Below are 19,752 nucleotides of genomic sequence, written 5' to 3' on the forward strand. Positions count from 1 at the left end.
AGAAATATCCATGTTTTCTTTTTCTTTAACATAAGCTCCCTTTCCGAGGCCGTCCTTAACGGGACAAGAGACCGTCAAAAGCAGCCTGGGCTTCGCGGCGAATCCGCTCTTCGTCCAGCGTCAGGCAGGCTCCATGCTTCACGACTTGCTTGCCGTCAACCCAAACATGCTCGACATCCTTGCTGCTAGCCGAATAAATGGCATGGGATATCAAATCGGTATGCGGCAGAAAATGAGCCTGTTCCGTGTTCAAAGCGATAAAATCGGCCTTCATTCCTGGAGCCAGCGTCCCTATGTCCTTCAGGAAGATCGACTGCGCACCATAGATCGTTCCCATTTTAAGGGCTTCCATCGCCGGAATTGCCGTCGGATCGCCGGAAACCCCTTTATGAATCAATGCTGCGAGACGCATTTCTTCAAACATGTCGAGGTTGTTATTGCTTGCGGCTCCATCGGTTCCAAGCGAGACCGTCACGCCGGCTTTCAGCAGATCTGTTACCCTGGCGACACCGCTGGCGAGTTTCAGGTTGCTGCCCGGATTGTGGGATACGGAAACATGATTCGCGGCAAGAATTTCAATCTCCTCGTCGTTCAGGTGAACCGCGTGAGCAACCAGCGATGGCCGCGAGAACATGCCGAGCTTCTCCAGATGAGCCACCGGACGAAGGCCGTAATCGCGCACGTTCTGCTCCACCTCAGCCTTGGTCTCGGACATATGCGTATGCATCGGCAGATCCAGATCATGGGCCGCCTGCACGAACTTCTCGATAAAGTCCGGAGGGCAGGTATAAGGCGCATGCGGGGAAATCATGGTCGTGATTCTGCCATCGGCCTGTCCATTCCAATCACGCGCAAACTGAATCGCCTCATTCAGCTTATGACGCTGAACATCCTCAGGGCAAAGGCCAATGACGCCGCGCATCAGGGAAGCGCGTATTCCGGATTCTTGCACCACCTGAGCCACCTGATCCATATGATCATACATGTCCAGAAATGTAGTTGTTCCGCCCTTCAACATCTCCAGAACGGATAAGGAGGTGCCCCGATATACATCATCAGACGTAAACTTAGCCTCCATCGGCCACATTTTTTCTTCCAGCCAGATTTGCAGCGCCATGTCGTCCCCATAGCCGCGAAGCAGCGACATCGCTGCATGGCCATGCGTGTTAATCAAACCAGGCAAAAAGAATAGATGTGTCCCGTCCACGACGGGAATGCCGCTTTCAAGCTCAGGAGTCTCCTCTCCGATATAGGTGATCCGGTCGTTCTCGATCACCATGCAGCCGTGAATGACAGGTTTAACCGCATCCGGAACGGCGAAGCTGCCGTTTTTAATCATCCATTTATTTGTCTTCGTGTTCTCGGTCATCCGTAGATTCGTCCTTTCCATTGTCCAAATAATAAGCCAGGCTGAGCAGATCCGTCGTGAAATCTGCCGCATGAATCCGGATGCTGGCCGGCGCCTTCAGAATGGTTGGCGCGAAGTTGAGAATGGCCTCGATTCCGGAAGCGATCAAACGATCCGCCACGTTCTGCGCTTCCACGTCAGGTACGGTAATGATGCCGATGCGGATATTTTTGCTTTTGATCGTGCCGCTGATTTCATCCATTGGCTGCACGGTCAAGGTGCTGATGCGGGTACCGATCTTTTTCGGATTTTCGTCAAATACCGCAACGATCTTAATGTTCTCCCGCAAGTACAGGTTATAGTTCGAGAGGGCATGACCCAAATTACCGGCACCCACAAGTACCGCGTTGATTTGCTGGTCCAGATTCAGGATGTGGCGGATTTTCTCGATCAAGTACGATACATCGTAACCGATCCCTTTTCGGCCAAAATCCCCGAAATAAGCCAGATCCTTGCGGATTTGCGCAGGATTCAGGTCAAGCTTCTGCCCCAGCTCCTGTGATGAAACCGTTGCGACCTCGCGCTTGTTCAAATCGTTCAAATATCTTAAATACACAGGCAATCTGCGGACAACCGCTTCGGATATTTTCTCCGATTTCATGCTTGCTCCCCCTAATAAACAGCTTTTATTTATTTACATCGTTTTTCGGTGCATCGTTGCCAAGCCCTCATATGTTTTAACCTTCATGAAGCCATTCAGATATGCGAGGAACCATGTTTTCCGTGTTCATATGCTCCATTTTCGGACCCGGCAGCGAATACAGGAAGTACTTGCCGTAATAGGATTCGATGACGCGCGTATCATAGACAATGACGATCCCGCGATCGTTCGCCGTGCGTACAAGCCTTCCGAATCCTTGCTTGAAACGGATAACCGCTTGAGGTACCGAGAGCTTCATGAACGGATTTTTTTTCTGCCGCTGCAGCAGTTCGCTCTTTGCTTCCACCATCGGATGGTTTGGCGGCTGGAAAGGCAGTCTTACGATGGCCAGGCAGGTTAATGCCTCCCCCGGAATGTCCACCCCTTCCCAGAAGCTGCTGGTCCCGAGCAGCACGGATGCGCTGCTGTCCTGAAACCTGCGGATCAGTTTAGAACGGCTGCCGCTGTCCACGCCCTGCCCCAAAACGGTAATATCGCTGCTAGCCAGCGCGTTTTTGAGCGGTTCATGCACTTGTCGCAGCATGCGGTAGGAGGTGAACAGCACCAGCATGCGCCCGTGGGTCGCAATTGCGGCATCGGCGAGCGACTGCACTAAAGTATTTACGAAAACCGCATCTCCCACGCTGCCCTTCACGCTCGGAAAATCACGCGGAATGACCAGCAGTGCCTGATCCCGGTAATTGAACGGCGAAGGAAGCTGTACCGTCTCCAATCTGCCGCTCTCTTGATCCTCTTGCAGTCCCAGATTATCGATCATATATTGGAATGATTTATCCACGGACAATGTGGCGGACGTCAATATGACGCTTTTTTTCTTGTCAAAGAACAGCTCTTTCAGCTGCTTGCTGACATCCACCGGAACGGCGTACATTTGAAGGGACTTGCTGCGGAAATGACCGCTGGCCTCCATCCAGTAGACGACGGTTTCATCATTCAAATTCATAAAGGTCCGAAGGTCGTCCCGCTCGGAAGCCAGATCCTTGAACAAACCGCTCAGGTCTGTAATGAGGCTGTCCGCGCTGTAGTCGTCTTCATCCTCTTTATATTCGGAGAGCATTTTTTCCCCGCGCCGCACACTTTCGCTGATTTTCACGTGGATCCGGTTTTCCAGAGCTTTGAGCGTTTCCCATTCCTGCGGCCATTTAGACGGCTGAAGGCGGAGAACATACTGCCCTGCATCGCCCGGTGAAGCATCGCTTCGTTCCGGAAGCAGCCCAAAAAGAGATTCATTCAGCTTGTCCCAATCTTCCTTGATGTCAACGAGATCCTCGCTGATCCGGTCAATGGCCGTGATCCATTCAGATGCCCGCTCCCGTCCCGAAGACTGCAGCTGCTGCCGGAGCGCCGGAAGCTGTCCGTTGCGCCCGTCTCGATACAAGCGTGTCAGCGTATGAACCACACTGAAGTACTTCATGTGAAGCCCGAGATGCTTGCCTGCCACGTCCTCCAAATGATGCGCCTCATCAATCACCAGCCGTTCATAGGATGGCAGCAGCTGATGTCCCGCCTTCACGTCTGTGAACAGCTTGGAATGGTTCGTGATGACGACGTCCGCGATGCCGGCTTCATGCTTGGCCCGGTGATAATAGCATTTGCGGAACCATGGGCAGCCACGGCCGAGACAGGAATCCGAATCACTGCTGACCGTTTCCCAAAAATCACCGCCTCGTCCGCCGAGGTTCAGCTCCTCATCATCCCCGTCTTGAGTTTGCGCCAGCCATACAATCATCTGTGCAGCCGTGATCACATCTTCCTTCGGATTAAAAAACTCTCTTCTGTTTATTTTATGTTCAAATTTTCTCAAACACAAATAATGTTGTCTCCCCTTAAAGACGGCTGCCTTGAAGGGAAAGGGGACAACCTGCGTCAGAAGCGGTATATCCCGCTCACGGAGCTGCTCCTGCAGGTTGATAGTATGCGTGCTGACCATGACCTTCTGCTGCTGTTTGACGCTTTGGTATATGGAAGGGATCAGGTAGCCCAACGACTTGCCTGTGCCCGTGCCTGCTTCAATCAATAAATGCTTATCCTTGTCCAGCGCGTTCATGACCTCATCGAACATAATCGACTGCGGTTCCCGTTCCTCATACTGCGGCATGATGCTTTTCAGACGCTTCTGAATTTCACCCAGGTAATCTTCAAACGTGACCCCCGTCAGCGGATTATCATCCGATTCCTCCCGGGGAGGCTTCATTTCAATCCAGTCTTCTACAGCCAGCGCCAGCTGGCGATAGAACGTGTGGCTGTTCAAATCCTGTATCGGTTCCTGTTCCTTCATTTGGCAAAGCCCGTCGAAAAACCAGCCCAAATCACTGTCTTCCTCGCCAAACAGCTCGCTAAGACGCTGTAGCGTAATCAGCGGCAATGCATTCAGCTCATCCAAGCATTTGAGCAATACATATGCTGTGGCTAATGCGTCGCTATCGGCTTGATGGGGCCGGTCATGCGTGATATCGAAATGGGATGTCACCTGGCTGAGCTGATAGGACGTCAAAGAAGGAAAACATATTTTCAGGAAATCCAGTGTGTCCAGAATACGACCTGAAAATGGCAAATAGCCGCTGCGGTCCAAAGCATTCTGGAGAAAATTAAAGTCGAACGCGACGTTATGTCCCACGAGAACCACATCATCCAGCATCGGAACAAGCTCCATCAGCATTTCTTCTAGCGAAGGCGCATCCGCCACGTCCGCTTCCGTTATGCCTGTCAGCTGGGTAATAAAGGGCGGTATTTCAACCCCCGGGTTTACGTAGGAGCCGTACACGCGGGAAATCGTCAAATCTTCTTCTATGATGGCAAGTCCAACTTGAATAATTTCATCTGCGGACTGGTTGCCTGTCGTTTCAAAATCCAGTACGGCAAATTTCATGATTTGTTATTAATCCTTTCATTCCAGTCTCATTACCAGCATAACAGAAGATTTCACATTTGAAAATTAAGTGACAACAAAAAGGCGATGCATAAGGCGCTACACTCCGCGCATCATGCATCGTCCCTTCTCGGTGCTACATTAAGGAAATCAACTGGCTGCCATATTGAAGCTGACCGCGGTTTTGCTGGCAAACCTTCAAATTCATCAAGGGATCAGGAAGCGTGGGATCGCATTGCAGGGACAAGGTGAAAAAATCCTGCGCTCTGACGGTATTTCCATGCTTCGCTGCAATGCATCCCAGCGCGTTGTAAATCAAGGCCTTCAGCTTCTGGCTCGTGGCAAGGGGAAGAATCCAAATAAAATGCCTGTGCGCCTCCTCGGTCTCCTCGAGATATAAATGAGCCATGGCAAGATACATTCGGGCCAAAAGACTGTCCGGGTAAGAACGGATAACCTGCGAAAATTGCTGTACGGCTTGGCGATACATGAATAACCGGAAGTATCCCTGTCCGCGGACAAATGCGTGCATTTCCATCTCTGGCGTCTCTTTGGAGAATAACGCCGGGCCCGCTTCGGCTTTCTGGCGGAACTCGCCCATTTTCTCCTCAAAGGACAGCCACTCATCGATGATGCCGTCACTCATGGTTTTCAGCATATTCCACTTTTGTATCAGCTGATGCTTTTGGGCTTCCTGTGCCGTCGGGTAATGTTTCATGATTTCATCTAACATGTGGTTCATTTCCGCGAATACATGCTGGAACATGGCTGCATCCCACCCTTACCAAAAATGAAATCAGTGCGGTCACCTGCATTCATTTTTTGTTGATACAGCCTTTTTCATTCCCCTAAAGGCCTGCCATTCCTTGTATCTTAAGCACAAGCAACGAAGGTGTTAAATGATGGTTGCGTGCACTTCTTTATCCATTGTCGTCATGGGCTGATTCGATTCATTGACGAATACAACCGTCGGCTTGTGGGATTGAATTTCTTCTTTGGACATCATCGCATAAGAAATAATGATTACCGTATCTCCTGGCTGCACCAAGCGGGCTGCAGCTCCGTTCAAGCAGATCACGCCGCTGCCGCGGGGACCGGGAATGACATATGTTTCAAGGCGAGAGCCATTGTTGTTGTCAACGACCTGCACTTTTTCGTTCTCGAGAAGATCGGCTGCCTCCATCAAATCCTCGTCGATGGTAATGCTGCCCACGTAATTCAAGTTAGCCTCGGTTACGGTGGCGCGGTGTATTTTGGATTTCATCATCGTTCTGAACATCGATTTATTCTCCCTTCGGACTTAACAGACAATTATCGATCAGGCGGGTTCTGCCGAATTTCACGGCCAGAGCCATCAGTACGGGCTCCTCCCGTTCCATGATAGGCTGCCCATCTTGCAGCGTCAACAGCTCCGGGAAGGAAGCCACCTCGACATAGTCGATGACAGCCATTTCCGATTCGCTGATCTTATTTACCAAAAGCTCTCTCGCTTCACGCGCCGTCCGGATCTCCCCATTCTCAATCGCGGCTTTCGTTTCACGCAGGGAACGGGAAAGCACGAGCGCTTGTGAACGTTCCTCGGGACTGAGGTACACATTGCGCGAGCTGAGCGCCAGGCCGTCTTCTTCCCGGATAATCGGACAAGGCACGACCTTCACGTTAAAATTCAAATCAAACACCATCTGCTGAATCACGGCCACCTGCTGGGCATCCTTCATCCCGAAAAAGGCGTAATCCGGTTGAACGATGTTAAACAGCTTGCTTACCACCGTCGTTACGCCGTCAAAATGCCCTGGGCGGGAGGCGCCGCAAAGGCCCGTCGTTACTTCAGCGACAGCAATCTTCGTTTTGGTCGGCTTGGGATACATGGTATCCACAGACGGCAGGAACACCAAATCGGCACCGGCTTCCCCGGCGGCGGCCAGATCCCGCATCTCGTCGCGCGGATACGTTTCAAAGTCTTCTCCGGGTCCGAACTGAATCGGATTGACGAAAATGCTGACCACAACAATGTCCGATTTTTCTTTAGCGGCACGGATTAAGCTGGCATGGCCCTGATGAAGATACCCCATCGTTGGTACCAATCCGACCGTTTTTTTATGGGAAGAGCTCTTCAGCTCCTGGATTTGCTCTCTCAGTTCTGCGATCGATCTTACGGATTTCATGCGTTGTTCACCTTTTCCCGGCCCCGGCCGTATAAATTCTCCACTACCTGATCTTCCGCGGCGAAGACATGACTTTCATCCGGGAAAGAACGTTCCTTGACTTCCTTCACGTATTGGGCAAGTCCTTCGCGGATCAGGGTGCCGGCATCACCGAACGTTTTCACAAATTTTTTGCTCCGGTATGGGGAAGCATATTGAAAAAGATCATGGAAGACGAGCACCTGACCATCCACACCGCGTCCCGCTCCGATTCCAATGGTTGGGATCGACAGCTGGGAGGTAATGTACTGTGCCACCTGCTCCGTCACCAGCTCCAGCACGATGCCGAAAGCCCCAGCCTTCTCGAGCGCCTTGGCATCGTCAAGAAGACGCTGTGCATCCTTCCCGTCCTTCCCTTGAATCCGGTATCCGCCGATCTGGTTCACCGACTGCGGAGTCAAACCGATATGTCCGAGCACAGGCACACCGGCCTGAACAATTCTTTCCACGGCACCGCAAATTTCCTTGCCGCCTTCCATTTTGACGGCATGAGCGTGCCCTTCCTGCATAAGCCTACGCACGTTACGCAAGGTTTCATCGATACTGCCGTGATATGTCATGAATGGCATGTCCGCGACAACAAACGTGTTCTCTGCGCCGCGAACGACGGAACGTGTATGATATACCATGTCATCGATCGTCACGGGCAGGGTCGAATCATACCCCAGCACCACGTTTCCAAGCGAATCGCCAACCAGGATCATGTCCACGCCGGCTTCTTCCGCAAGGCGCGCAGTCGGGTAATCATAAGCGGTGACCATGCTGAGCGCGTTGCCTTCCTGTTTCATTTTCTTCATTTTAACAATGTTTAGCGGATGTTTAACTGCCATGTTATGCAGCCCCTTCCTTTTCGGAAAAATTTTGCGAACAGAAAACAAAAAAACCTTTTAGCATGTCACTAAAAAGTTCCGAAAGGGCAAAAAAGACTCACTTGCGATCGTCCCTTCTGTCTCGGTCCCTTCGGCTCAGAGCAGAATCCAACGTATTGCATGATGCGAATATGAATGATACTTGACTAACAGGCAGAGTGCAGCTCGGTTCATTGCCGATACCGCCTCTACGTGTCAGTATATCAAAAACTTTGATCGAAGTACATAACCTTAGCGAGGACCGAGGAGAGGTTGTTCTTCCATGGGTATAACCCCGGGAATAATCTCACCGTTTCAGCTCCACGTCCCCTGAAAAAATAGGCACGTATTCCCCTTGGCCGGTGGACACGAGCAGCGCCCCGCTATGATCCAGCTTGGCCGCCGTGCCTTTCACGGGCCCGTGCGCGGTATTTACGGTCACCGGTTTCCCAAGCGTGACGGACAATGCCTCCCATAGCGATGCAATCGGTCCGAAGCCTTCCTGCTGATACAGGGCATAGAGGATTTCGAATTCTTCCAGTACCGCGGCGATCAGGGCAACACGGTCGACAGCTTCACCCGATTCCATTTTAAGCGAAGTCGCCACATGGGCGAGTTCATCCGGATAATCGGCGGCATCAAGATTCGCGCTGATTCCGATCCCAACGATGCAATAGCGGACATATTCGTCCTCCGCCGCCGATTCCAGTAATATGCCGCTGATTTTGCGCCCTTCGACCAGCAGGTCATTCGGCCATTTCAGACCGGCCATTACACCGGTTACTTTGCGTACCGCCCGGCAAACGGCAACTCCCGTCATCAGCGTGAGCTGCGGCGTGTAGTGCATCGGCTGCTTCGGCCGCAGCACAAGGCTCATCCAGATGCCTTTGCCCTTAGGAGAGAACCATTTGCGGCCCATTCTTCCCTTGCCTCCGGTCTGCTCTTCCGCGATGACGAGCGTACCCTCTTGCGCTCCCCCTTCAGCCAGAGATCTTGCTTCCTCCTGCGTGGAAACGGTGGAATCGAGGATTTTCAACTTTTGACCCATCGTACTGGTTTTCAATGCCTTCAATAGCGACAGCGTGTCCAGCCGCTCCGGCTTGCTGAGAATCCGATACCCTTTATGCGGTATAGCCTCGAATTCGTAACCCGCTTCGCGCAATTTATTAATCTGCTTCCAGACTGCCGTCCGGCTGACTGCCATCCTGCGGCTGATCTCCTCACCGGATACGAACTCCTGCGGATTCGCCAGCAGCAAATCCAGAAGCGTTTCTTTTTCACTCATTTGTGGATGTCACCCGTTTCACTTCATTGATTAATGCTTCCCTGTCATTCGGCATAGCCGAAGATGCCACCTTCAGCAAGAGCTGATCCATGATTTCGCCTACCCATGGTCCGCCTTTGCGGCCCGTTATTTCCAGCAGATCCTTTCCCGAGATCGCAAGCTCGGACAAACGGTAAATCCCCATTTGTTCGATCCAAGCCGTGCCATGGTCCAAGATGGAAGCAGATATTGCAGCCGGATTCCGTTTGACAATTTGCCCAGCCATGTTCAGCCACTGCCCGGCGATCTCTTTTCCGAAACGGAGTACGATCACGACCCATTGCTCCTTTTGCGGCAGTGAGTCATTCATCGCGGATACGGCCTCGCCAAATCTTAATATCCCTGCGATTCGCTCGCGGGCCGCATTGGCAAAAGTCCATTCCCTCAAATGGACTTGCGCTTCCTCGCCACTAACGCCGCAAGCGTAAAGCAGCAGTGCGAAGCGGACGGCGATTTGTTCCGGAGGAACGTCATCCACCATCGCAACCATGGGTTCATCTGGTTCATATGTAAAGGGCGCTTTTGCAAACGCCAACAGCTTGCTTCGATGCAGAAGGTGAAGCCCCCTCGAAGGCCGGCTTCCCTCCATCAGCTTCTCCAGCTCTACCCGGAACCTTTCGAGGGCAATGTAACGGATGCCTTCCCGTTCCTCCAGCAGACCTTTCCAGGTCCGGTAGGCGATGCGGAACCCAAACACCGATGCGAAGCGGATGCACCGCACCATGCGCAGCGCATCCTCCTGAAAACGCGTGCTCGCGCTGCCGACGCAGCGGACGACGCGGCTATTGATGTCATCCGTACCGCCGTAGGGATCCACAATCGTCCCGTCCAGCGCCCTGGCAATGGCATTCATGGTAAAGTCCCTTCGCCTCAGGTCTTCCTTCAGCTCGCGGACAAATTCCACTTGGGAGGGCCTCCTGTGATTTTCATAGGCTCCTTCGACCCGGTATGTCGTCACTTCATACGCATAGGCGCCGCTAAGCACCGTTACCGTTCCGTGCTGAATGCCGGTGGGTACCGTACGTTCAAACACGGCTTCCACTTCCTCCGGAAGTGCGGAGGTCGTGATATCCATGTCATGGACGGGTCTGCCCATCAGCTCATCCCTCACGCAGCCGCCTACCCAATACGCCTCATAGCCCTGCTCAACAAGCCTCGATAAGACTTCTTCGCTGTGACGGACCATGTCTGTTTCAGCCTGTTTCCAACGTACCAAATCTAACAACCTCCTGCCTACAGCAATCCACTCAAGTCATCAGCCGCAAACCGGATTCAGCTTCGGGACCTCGCGTCCAAGCACACGGTAGTATATTTGCTCATACTGCTGCGTGATCAGTCCGTCTGCGAACTCCCGGCATGCCCGCTTCAGGCAGGCTTCAAGGAAATTGGCGGCGAGCGCCTCATTCGACAGCAGCTGGATTGTATAATCCGCCATCCGCTTCGTGTCTCCAATCGGAGCCAAAAAGCCGGTTTCCCCGTGCACGACAAGCTCAGGGATACCTCCGGCCATCGAACCGACGGTAGGCACGCCGCAGGCCATCGCCTCCAGCGCTACGAGTCCAAAGCTCTCTTTTTCCGATGGAAGCAGCAGCACATCCGCCAAAGAAATCACCTGGGCGATTTCATCCTGTTTGCCGAGGAAAAACACTTTATCCTGCAGCCCAAGCTCCTGGATTTTACACTGAACTTTAGGCAGATCGGGACCTTCTCCGACAAATAAAAGCTTGGACGGCACCTTTTCATTGACCTGCGCGAAAATGTCGACCACGTCTCCTACCCGCTTGACCGGCCGGAAATTGGAAATGTGCATCAGGATTTTTTCATTCGGCTCGGCAAAATCACTGCGCAGGGAGGCCGTATCCCGGGGATAGTAAATTCTTTTATCCACAAAATTATAGGTCAGGTCAATATCCCGGCTGATATCCAGCACTTCGCGGGTCTCCTCAATCAAGTCGCGGGATACGGCCGTGACCGCATCGCTCTCGTTAATGGCCAGACGGATCAGATCCTTCAACGATTCATCCTGCGCCAGCACCGTAATATCCGTCCCGTGCAGCGTTGTCACGACTTTTAATTGGTCGCCCACCATTTGCTTCGCCAAAAAAGCGCAGACAGCATGCGGCACCGCATAATGCACATGCAGAACATCCAGCTGCTGCATTTTCGCCACCTGGGCCATTTTGGTAGCCAGCGACATATCGTATGGCGGATAACGGAATACGTAATAATCGCTGACCTCCACCTCATGATAAAAAATATTTTTATGGAAGGTGCCGCCTAAACGGAAAGGAATGCTGTGCGCGATAAAATGAACCTGATGGCCTTTCTCTGCCAGCAGCTTTCCAAGCTCGGTAGCCACTACGCCAGAACCGCCGAGTGACGGGTAGCATGTGATGCCGATTTTTAATTGTTGGCTCAATTTGACCTTCCTCCTTCCTTCTCCATTTGTTATACGTATAGTGTATGGCTCCCAAGTGATAAATAGCCAGAACTGATCCAGCAACTCCAAAGATCAGCCCTGACTTTTTAAAGGGAAGGTTACATGAATTTATCCACTAGAAAAGGCGACCGCGTCGCAAACCCTTCCGCGAAGGGAACCAGGCGACGTTGCCCGGTCAGCTTGTCCCTCGAACGTACACGTTCAATATACCCTTGGTTCAGCGGTGTCGAAACGGCTTCTTCTTCATCAATGGTGCTTTCAAATTGCGATCGGTAGCACAGCAGCGCTTGTTCCTTCATTTCCTGTTCAGCGGTAATGTCCACCATCAAATCCGCTTTGCCCATATCATTAATGAAGTAAAAGTACAGCTGCTCGACCAGAACGGCAGGCTTGTCCGGCATATAACGGCGGAGCTTCGCATTAAACACAGCATCCTCAACCAGTTTACTGCACGCGACATGATCCGGATGCCGGTCTTCCCAGTACGGCGCGAACACGATTCGCGGCGCGTGCCGGCGAATTTCTGCGGTAATGGCATCAATATGCTGAGGCGTATGAAACAAACCACGGTCAGGAAGTCCAAGATTGCTGCGCATGCTCAGCCCCAACACGCTAGCTGCGGCTTCAGCTTCCTGCTTCCGGCGCTCTACCGTGCCGTTCGAAGACATTTCAGCATACGTCAAATCGCAAATTCCAACGCGATATCCCTGTTTTACATGCTTGATGATGGTACCGCCCATTCCGATTTCGGCATCGTCGGCATGGGCCCCGAATACCAGAATGTCCAGCGCTTCACTCATATCTCGGCACCAGGCTTGTACTTATGCACCAGTTCCCGCCAAGCAAAGTCTCCACGGTCGAGCGCCTTCACCAAGATTTCGGCGGTCGCGATATTGGTTCCGAGCGGAATGCCCTGCACGTCGCAAAGCCTGAGCAGCGCGTTGATATCCGGTTCATGCGGCTGTGCCATCAGCGGGTCGCGCAGAAAAATGATCAGATCCATCTCGTTTTGCGCCACAAGCGCACCGATCTGCTGATCTCCGCCAAGGGGACCCGACATGAAGCGGTGAATTTCCAAATCCGTTTTCTCCATGATCCGTTTGCCCGTCGTTCCTGTGGAATACAGTTCATGTCCTTCAAATACATTTTCATAGGCCGTGACAAAATTGACCATTTCGTCTTTTTTACGGTCATGCGCAATAAATGCAATTTTCATTGATGTCCCACTCCTTTAGAAACTACTCTATAAAGTGATCGAATCCGTACACCATGCCGGAATAACCCATAACCTTTTCAATCGCCATTTTGACGCCTGGCATGTAGCCTGCCCGCTCATACGAATCATGGCGGATTTTCAATGTCTGGCCGAAGCCTCCGAAAATAACTTCCTGCTGCGCGAACACGCCCGGAAGACGGACGCTGTGAATGCGGAACCCGTTGTAGTAGCCGCCCCGCGCGCCTTCTATGGTCTCTTCTTCCTTCGGATTGCCCTGCCGGATCTCCTCGCGATTTTGGGCAATCAACTCAGCCGTCTTAATCGCCGTCCCGGAAGGAGCATCCAATTTCTGATCCCCATGAAACTCCATGATCTCCAGATGCGGGAAATATTTGGCCGCTTGCGCCGCGAACTTCATCATGAGGATGGCTCCGATGGAGAAGTTCGGCGCGATTAGACCGCCAATCCCTTTGCTTTGGCACTGCTTGTCCAACTCTTCGATTTGTTCGGGAGTAAACCCGGTGGTTCCCACCACGGGCCGGACGCCATGGGAGACGGCCAGTGCCGTGTTCGAATAAGCGAACTGCGGCGTCGTGAAATCCACAAGGACATCCGGCTTCGTTTCCAATAAAGCGAGCTCCAGATCGCTCGTCAGCTTGATCCCGGATGCAGGTAAGCCGACCAGTGTTCCCGCATCTGTCCCTTCCTGCGAGCGGTTTACGGCAGCCACAAGCTGCAAATCCGCATCTTCCAGAACGAGCTTGACGACTTCTTTCCCCATTCTTCCGGCTGCACCGGCTACTGCGACTCTAATTTGATTTGACATCGGTTTCTCCCCGCTTTCCTATTACTGTGGTTATCAATCATGCAGGTATGTGCTCAACCGGTTTTTCAGCTGATCGAGCATATCGTGCAGGCCATGATCCTGCGGCTGAAGCGCGATGGCTTCCTTGAGCGAGGTAATCGCAAGTGCATGCTCATTCAAACCGCTGTAGGACAGCGCAAGCCAAATGTACGCCTCTCCGTATAGCGGATCGAGCCGCACGGCTTCTTTCAGCATCGCTACAACCTGGTACAACTCACTGGGCGGAGCGATCTCGCCGGAATCCAGAATTTTCTTCGCATCCTGAACGAGTCTCATCGACTGCAAATGCTGCAGATTGAGATTTCGCTGAATCCAGCTGGCAGGCTTTTTGCGCATGGTCGAGTGCCTTCTCCAATCGGCTGCTGCGGGCATAGGTCACGGAACAGCGGTAATGAATTTCTGCGGATTCCGGATTTTCCATTAAAGCAGCCTCAAACCATTGGAGCGCCCCTTCAAAATCATTCTGCAAAATGCAGTGGTACGCGTTCCGGACAAATTGTTCGGATTTCATTCTGCTGTAGTCCCCCCTTGTGATTACGGGCTTTTGTACAGCATATGTATGACGGGCTTATTCGGTGTCCTTTTTGGTCCACCGGTTGGCGTCACGGGTATTAAATTTATGCATGACCTTGTCATGCGCCTCGGCCAAGTCAATGCCCAGGGAATTGGCAAAGCATATCGTAATAAACAAGATATCGCCCAGTTCAAGCTCAATGGAATTATCTTCCTCAGACGCTTTTTTGGGTTTCTCGCCGAAGCTGTGGTTCACCTCGCGCGCCAGCTCACCAACCTCTTCCGACATGCGTGCCAGCATGGACAACGGACTGAAATAACCTTCTTTAAACTGGGAGATGTACCGGTCGACTTCCCTCTGCATTTCAGCCAAAGACTTCTCCATCTTGATGGACCATCCCCCTTATTTGCTTGTCTTCCATCCCGGTCGAATCCGGGATGTGAGTTTACTCCATATGTTATCGCAAAGGAGAATTGAAAACAAATCTTTTTTAAATCGGAGACGAAAAAGGTATACTATGTATGGAGCGAAGAGCAAATTCTTCCTACTTTTAGCCATGCGAGGGGTTTCATGAGTTCATCTAAATGGTTTGCACCTATGAAAATGGTTCTTCCGATTATACTCGGAGCCGCAATTTATGCATTCGGACTGCTGTATTTTATTATTCCCAACCAATTAATGGAAGGCGGCGTTACGGGTGTCACCGTCCTTCTGAACTACGCCTTTTCCATACCGCCCGCATTATCGACGCTCGTGCTGAACATCCCGCTATTCCTGCTCGGCTGGAAAATTCTCGGCGGAAAGCAAATGGTGTATACGGGAGTGGGTATCGGATCGCTGACCTTTTTCCTGTGGTTGTTCGAAAAATGGATCAACGCAGGCTGGATCAGCCCTTTTCAGACTGAGCGCGATTACATTCTGGCCGCTCTTTACGCGGGCGTGACGCTTGGTGCCGGACTTGGAGTCGTATTCCGTTTTGGCGGCACGACAGGCGGATCGGACATCATTGCCCGGATTTGCAACCGGAAATTCGGCTGGAGCATGGGACAAGTCATCTTGGGTATTGATATTATCATCATTGGCGCATCGTTGTTTTTTATCCCTCGGGAACGGATCCTTTATACCTTTGTGGCCGTCTTCATCTCCTCCAAAGTGATTGATTTCATCCAGGAGGGGGCTTATGCCGCCAAAGCCTTCACCATCATCAGCGATCATGCGCCAGAAATTGCCGACCTGATCACGGTCGAGATGGAGCGCGGCGTTACGCTCATTCCGGCCATCGGTGCCTACTCGAAGCAGGCCAAGCATATGGCTTATTGCGTCGTCGCCAGGCATGAAATCCGCCGGTTGAATGAGATCGTCAAATCCATAGATCCGCGCGCATTTGTCATCATCAATGACGTGCATGACGTGCTTGGCGAAGGCTTCAAGGAATCCTAGCTCTTTCCCGCGCGAAAAAAAGCTCCGCTGAAACCTTTTAGGTTCAGGGAGCTTTTGTTTTTTTCGGAATTGGTATTATACGAGCTACCACTTGGGAGTCATCTTTTTAATGCTGGTCTTTTCACCGCGATATTTGCGGTACGCCGTATAGACAAGCGCCGCGATAATGAAAGCTCCAGCCCATATCAGCCACGGCCATGTTCCATTGACCTGATCGAGTGGCGCCAGAGCGGGATAGTCCTTCTTTTTGCCGAACAGGCCATTGAACATTTCCTCGCCCTGCTCGATCATTTTCTGAATTTGGCCGGGTTGAGGCGACACCGCGTTCACCAATCCGCCCGCATAGGACAGCCAGGAATCCGCCATCGTCACGTCCTCGGGTTTGCGCTGGATCACCACCGCCGGCCGGATGATTTCATAGTGGGTTTGCAGACGTTCATACGCCTGCTTGACGGCGAGCGGATCCCCTTTTTCGGACTCCGTCTTCATCTGGCTGAGCTCTTCTCGGATCAGTTTGTAATACTGCAGCCACAGCGGCTGCTTCGTGTTGGATAAGCCGTCTGCAGCCATTCGGAGCTTGGCCGACGCCGTTAACCACTGATCCGAATCCAGCTGTACTCTGGCGACGGCTTCCTTCATCTCAATGATGCTCTCCGAAAGCGCGTGAATACCTTCTACGGTTGTCAGCTTTTGCAGCTGTGAATTCTTGAAAATCATATCCACCTGCTGCAAATCCACCTGCACCCGGTTTATATCTCCTGCAAGCACATGCTGATACAGCTGCTCAACCGTCTGGTTCAGCGCCTCAGCCTGTTTATGCGCCTCTGCCGTCGAGCCTGCATCCGGTTTGACGCCAAGGCCGTAAGTCTTAACAGGTAACATGATCAAGCTGATCGCCAACATCCACATCGTAAATATCTGACACCTTCTGATTGCCACCATACTCCGCCGCATGTTGCATCCCCCCTACCGTAAATGTATGGTCGAGGGAAGGGCTATAGAACAAGCTATATCGTTTTGCGCTTAGCGAGCCGGAGAACGATCCAAGACAATACAACGCTGAATAGCGTTAAGCCTAAGGTGAAATTTTGAACGGCAAACAAATGGTCCAACAATTCATTAGGCAGCCATGGATACACGCCGTATGTATAATCCACGATATCGTTCAGGAACGTCCATGCGGCCGCCGGGATAAGCATGATCGTCCCGAAACGGAAAAAACGCACAAACAAGAGGGCTTCGACCGCCATAGTCAAATGGGATGCCACCAGCATCCAATCCTGCCATACCAAGTGATCCCCTTGAGCTGCTCCGGCAAAAATGATACTCACGGCCCAAATGCCATATTTCACGGAAGTTACAACGGCAAGCGCTTCGATCAGCAGGCTGAATCCTTTTAGAGCAAGCGACTTGGGCGGATATAATAGAAACAAAACGGCCAAGGTGAAAAAAAGACTGGCTGTCGGGCTGTCCGGGACAAAAATAACCTGCCAAATGGCATGGTTGGCAATCGTATATTCCATTTGCTCGCCATACCACATATATCCGTAGACGGTTCCGACCAGGTTGCACCAAAAGAGGAGCCATAATAAAAACCGGTTCGTCAAAAACGCGCGGCTCCAGAAAAAAGAAATGGACACGCTTGTCCCTCCTCATAAGAGCTGACCTGAGCCGACCTGCGGCTTCAGATTGTTAAAAAACCATCCCAAATTTCCAAAAAAACCTGATCGCTTTCACGATCAGGTTTTGGTAAGTATATCGGCTTATTTTGCTTCAGCCTTTTGTTTTGAAAGCCAATCTGCCAAATTATCAATGTCTTTGTCGGTCAAACCAGCCGCAATCGCACTATCGTACATAGCAGGCATTTTACCGTTATAGCCTTCTTTGATAATTTTCAGAATGTCGTCCTTGCTATGTTTGTCACCGACTCCGCGAAGCGATGGTCCGCTCGCGCCTTTCAGATCCGCCGCGTGGCAGGAAATACATCCTGCTTTTTTGATGGATTCCATAGCCGGGTTTTCCTTATCCACAATCGCGACTTCTTTTTGCTGATTGCCGCTCGTTGTCGGAAGACCTTTGGCCTTATTCTCGGCAGCCTTTTCTTCGCGTTGAATGTTCTCTGGGACTTGGCCGGATTCAGCCATTTCCACTTTATAATGATGCCATGCACTATTCGTCAAGTACACGACAGCAATCAAAGAAAGAATCATAAGCGACGAAGCGATCGGTCTGCGATAGAAACGGCGTTCTTTGCCTGTATCCAGGAAAGGAGCAAGAAGCAGGGAGCCGAATGCCACACCGCTGACGCCAATCGTACCGAGTACGATATAGTCGCCGGAAGCGTACGGCAGCTTCAGGTATTGGTACAGGAACAAGAAGTACCAGTCCGGCATCGGAATGATGGACGCGCTCGGATTCGCCGGGAACCACAGCGGAGCTGGCTCCGCAATCGTCAGCACCAGGAAGCCTACGAGCACGACAACCCCTACCATCCATTCTTTCAAAAGAAAGTTCGGGATGAACGCTTCGGACTTACCAGGAAACGCAGTGTAATCCGGTGGAGTAATGAATCCGTTCCCTCTTTTGACGCGGGAATCGCCTACATATACAACTTTTTCTTTTGAGTCTTTTCCATGTGCCATTGATATTCCTCCCTTCTATTATAGTGGTCCGGAAATGCCCTGTCTGCGGATCATGATAAAGTGTCCCACGATCAGAACGAGCAATACGGCTGGGAGGAAGAATACATGCAGTGCGAAGAAGCGAGTGAGCGTCTCAGCACCTACAATGGTTCCGCCCTGCAGGAATTCCTTGATAATTGGCCCGAGCCACGGAACGGAATTCGCAATTTCCAGGGTAACCTTTGTAGCAAAGTATGCTTTGTTATCCCAAGGAAGCAGGTAACCCGTAAGACCCAGCCCCAGCATAACAAAGAAAAGAAGCATACCAACGACCCAGTTCATCTCACGAGGAGCTTTGTAAGATCCTGTGAAGAACACGCGCATGGTGTGCAGGAACATCATGACGATTACAAGGCTCGCGCCCCAGTGGTGCATACCGCGCACGATTTGACCGAAGGCCACTTGCGTTTGCAGGTATTCGACACTGTTGTAAGCGTTAATGATATCCGGTACATAGTACATTGTCAGGAACATCCCTGACAGGATTTGAATGACCGTGATAAAAAACGTCAATCCGCCAAAGCAGTATACGAATGCAGAGAAATGATGCGCCGGGTTAACATGCTCAGGCACCTCATGGTCAGCAACGTCTCTCCAAATCGGCGTGACATCAAGACGTTCATCAATCCAGTTGTAGACATTCTTAAACATCCGAATTTACGCCTCCTATTTCACTTCAGTGTTTGGCTCTAGTTGTCCCAAATATACCCAACCGTCTTTGCGTTGCATTTTGTACGTGTCGAGTGGTTTAGGGGCTACAGCCAAGTTCTTGCCGAGTTTGTTGTAACGTGCGCCATGACATGGGCAGTGGTACTCGTCCGGGAAATTTTTATCGTTGTTCCAGCCTACTGTACAGCCCAAATGCTTACAGATCGGAGACAGCGCATAAATTTTCCCGCTCTCATCCTTACGGATCCAAGCTGTTAGCGTCGCCTTGCTCGCATACCATCCATCCTGCTGTGCTAGTTCAAAAGTGAATTCCTGAGGCTCGTCCGTAATCTTGCTCTCTTCCACGACCTTAATGAATTCGCCTTCACCTTTTTTATGCAGAATCGGATCAACTGCAAAACGCACCATTGGCAGGACAGGGCCCATCGCCATAAATGCGGTTGCACCACCTAAAGTATAAGCCAGAAATTGTCGACGGGACATTTCTTTACGCCCGGGTGGTTTTTCAGATGGTTCATGGTGGTCATTTTGGTTGCTCATAATGTCTTCAACCCCCTTTGTCAACCAATTCTTTAAGTGCTTTCAATGATTATTATCACACGACTTACTAGGA

The 19,752-nt window shown here is 51.5% G+C and carries 21 protein-coding genes and 1 pseudogene; 1 reads left to right on the forward strand and 21 read right to left on the reverse strand.

From position 1 onward, the window contains the following. Nucleotides 1–55: 55 nt before the first annotated feature. The 16 genes and pseudogenes from PCH05_RS25215 to PCH05_RS25285 all read right to left on the reverse strand — a co-directional run bounded on the left by PCH05_RS25215 (nt 56) and on the right by PCH05_RS25285 (nt 14,733). Nucleotides 56–1,369 carry an amidohydrolase gene (locus tag PCH05_RS25215; protein WP_127607149.1) on the reverse strand — a complete coding sequence of 438 codons (1,314 nt, stop codon included), beginning with the start codon at nt 1,367–1,369 and terminating at the stop codon, nt 56–58. Continuing rightward, a complete protein-coding gene (locus PCH05_RS25220; RefSeq protein WP_127607151.1) occupies nt 1,344–2,009 on the reverse strand; it encodes a redox-sensing transcriptional repressor Rex in 666 nt (221 codons plus the stop codon). The genes PCH05_RS25215 and PCH05_RS25220 overlap by 26 nt, the downstream gene beginning before the upstream one ends. Before the next feature lie 76 nt (nt 2,010–2,085). After that, the gene (gene dinG / locus PCH05_RS25225) at nt 2,086–4,938 is read right to left on the reverse strand and encodes an ATP-dependent DNA helicase DinG (RefSeq protein ID WP_127607153.1); all 2,853 of its coding nucleotides are present in this window, start codon (nt 4,936–4,938) and stop codon (nt 2,086–2,088) included. Nucleotides 4,939–5,074: 136 nt separating this feature from the next. Further along, nucleotides 5,075–5,656 (reverse strand): tetratricopeptide repeat protein, encoded by a 582-nt coding sequence (locus PCH05_RS25230; RefSeq protein ID WP_307719587.1) that lies wholly within the window; start codon nt 5,654–5,656, stop codon nt 5,075–5,077. Nucleotides 5,657–5,833: 177 nt separating this feature from the next. Further along, nucleotides 5,834–6,217, reverse strand: coding sequence for an aspartate 1-decarboxylase (panD, locus tag PCH05_RS25235; protein WP_127607157.1), 384 nt, complete (start codon nt 6,215–6,217; stop codon nt 5,834–5,836). Between the two features lie 4 nt (nt 6,218–6,221). Then, nucleotides 6,222–7,103, reverse strand: a complete 882-nt coding sequence (gene panC, locus PCH05_RS25240; RefSeq protein WP_127607159.1) for a pantoate--beta-alanine ligase — start codon at nt 7,101–7,103, stop codon at nt 6,222–6,224. Further along, nucleotides 7,100–7,972 carry a 3-methyl-2-oxobutanoate hydroxymethyltransferase gene (gene panB / locus PCH05_RS25245; protein ID WP_127607160.1) on the reverse strand — a complete coding sequence of 291 codons (873 nt, stop codon included), beginning with the start codon at nt 7,970–7,972 and terminating at the stop codon, nt 7,100–7,102. The genes panC and panB overlap by 4 nt, the downstream gene beginning before the upstream one ends. Before the next feature lie 325 nt (nt 7,973–8,297). Continuing rightward, nucleotides 8,298–9,275, reverse strand: coding sequence for a biotin--[acetyl-CoA-carboxylase] ligase (locus tag PCH05_RS25250; RefSeq protein ID WP_127607162.1), 978 nt, complete (start codon nt 9,273–9,275; stop codon nt 8,298–8,300). Next, nucleotides 9,268–10,530 carry a CCA tRNA nucleotidyltransferase gene (locus PCH05_RS25255; RefSeq protein ID WP_246049948.1) on the reverse strand — a complete coding sequence of 421 codons (1,263 nt, stop codon included), beginning with the start codon at nt 10,528–10,530 and terminating at the stop codon, nt 9,268–9,270. The genes PCH05_RS25250 and PCH05_RS25255 overlap by 8 nt, the downstream gene beginning before the upstream one ends. 39 nt (nt 10,531–10,569) lie before the next feature. Further along, the gene (gene bshA, locus PCH05_RS25260) at nt 10,570–11,733 is read right to left on the reverse strand and encodes an N-acetyl-alpha-D-glucosaminyl L-malate synthase BshA (protein WP_127607164.1); all 1,164 of its coding nucleotides are present in this window, start codon (nt 11,731–11,733) and stop codon (nt 10,570–10,572) included. A gap of 119 nt (nt 11,734–11,852) precedes the next feature. After that, on the reverse strand, nt 11,853–12,554 hold the full coding sequence (gene bshB1, locus PCH05_RS25265) for a bacillithiol biosynthesis deacetylase BshB1 (protein ID WP_127607166.1): 702 nt from the start codon (nt 12,552–12,554) through the stop codon (nt 11,853–11,855). Beyond that, nucleotides 12,551–12,970 carry a methylglyoxal synthase gene (gene mgsA, locus PCH05_RS25270; protein ID WP_127607168.1) on the reverse strand — a complete coding sequence of 140 codons (420 nt, stop codon included), beginning with the start codon at nt 12,968–12,970 and terminating at the stop codon, nt 12,551–12,553. Before mgsA ends, bshB1 begins: the two co-directional genes overlap by 4 nt. 22 nt (nt 12,971–12,992) lie before the next feature. Continuing rightward, nucleotides 12,993–13,796 carry a 4-hydroxy-tetrahydrodipicolinate reductase gene (gene dapB / locus PCH05_RS25275; protein WP_127607170.1) on the reverse strand — a complete coding sequence of 268 codons (804 nt, stop codon included), beginning with the start codon at nt 13,794–13,796 and terminating at the stop codon, nt 12,993–12,995. 33 nt (nt 13,797–13,829) lie between these two features. After that, nucleotides 13,830–14,171, reverse strand: coding sequence for a hypothetical protein (locus tag PCH05_RS25280; protein WP_246049949.1), 342 nt, complete (start codon nt 14,169–14,171; stop codon nt 13,830–13,832). A gap of 61 nt (nt 14,172–14,232) precedes the next feature. Beyond that, nucleotides 14,233–14,346, reverse strand: a pseudogene (locus PCH05_RS28130) (tetratricopeptide repeat protein); the annotation flags it as partial. Between the two features lie 57 nt (nt 14,347–14,403). Then, entirely contained in the window at nt 14,404–14,733 is a 330-nt protein-coding gene (locus PCH05_RS25285; RefSeq protein ID WP_127607172.1) for a nucleotide pyrophosphohydrolase, read from the reverse strand. A 213-nt stretch (nt 14,734–14,946) separates the two neighbouring features. Here PCH05_RS25285 and PCH05_RS25290 point away from each other — a divergent pair, with 213 nt between their 5' ends. After that, nucleotides 14,947–15,789 carry a YitT family protein gene (locus tag PCH05_RS25290; RefSeq protein WP_371860588.1) on the forward strand — a complete coding sequence of 281 codons (843 nt, stop codon included), beginning with the start codon at nt 14,947–14,949 and terminating at the stop codon, nt 15,787–15,789. 84 nt (nt 15,790–15,873) lie between these two features. Here the strand turns inward: PCH05_RS25290 and PCH05_RS25295 are convergent, their stop codons facing one another. The 5 genes from PCH05_RS25295 to PCH05_RS25315 all read right to left on the reverse strand — a co-directional run bounded on the left by PCH05_RS25295 (nt 15,874) and on the right by PCH05_RS25315 (nt 19,679). After that, nucleotides 15,874–16,671, reverse strand: coding sequence for a sporulation protein YpjB (locus tag PCH05_RS25295; RefSeq protein ID WP_246049950.1), 798 nt, complete (start codon nt 16,669–16,671; stop codon nt 15,874–15,876). A gap of 125 nt (nt 16,672–16,796) precedes the next feature. Further along, a complete protein-coding gene (locus PCH05_RS25300) occupies nt 16,797–17,429 on the reverse strand; it encodes a DUF1405 domain-containing protein (RefSeq protein ID WP_127607176.1) in 633 nt (210 codons plus the stop codon). 123 nt (nt 17,430–17,552) lie between these two features. Then, nucleotides 17,553–18,431 (reverse strand): menaquinol-cytochrome c reductase cytochrome b/c subunit, encoded by an 879-nt coding sequence (locus PCH05_RS25305; protein WP_127607178.1) that lies wholly within the window; start codon nt 18,429–18,431, stop codon nt 17,553–17,555. Between the two features lie 18 nt (nt 18,432–18,449). Further along, on the reverse strand, nt 18,450–19,121 hold the full coding sequence (gene qcrB / locus PCH05_RS25310) for a menaquinol-cytochrome c reductase cytochrome b subunit (protein WP_127607180.1): 672 nt from the start codon (nt 19,119–19,121) through the stop codon (nt 18,450–18,452). 15 nt (nt 19,122–19,136) lie between these two features. Continuing rightward, nucleotides 19,137–19,679, reverse strand: coding sequence for a Rieske (2Fe-2S) protein (locus PCH05_RS25315; RefSeq protein ID WP_174806305.1), 543 nt, complete (start codon nt 19,677–19,679; stop codon nt 19,137–19,139). Nucleotides 19,680–19,752: the final 73 nt, after the last annotated feature.

This window comes from Paenibacillus chibensis, assembly GCF_004001045.1.
Classification (GTDB): domain Bacteria; phylum Bacillota; class Bacilli; order Paenibacillales; family Paenibacillaceae; genus Paenibacillus_AQ; species Paenibacillus_AQ chibensis.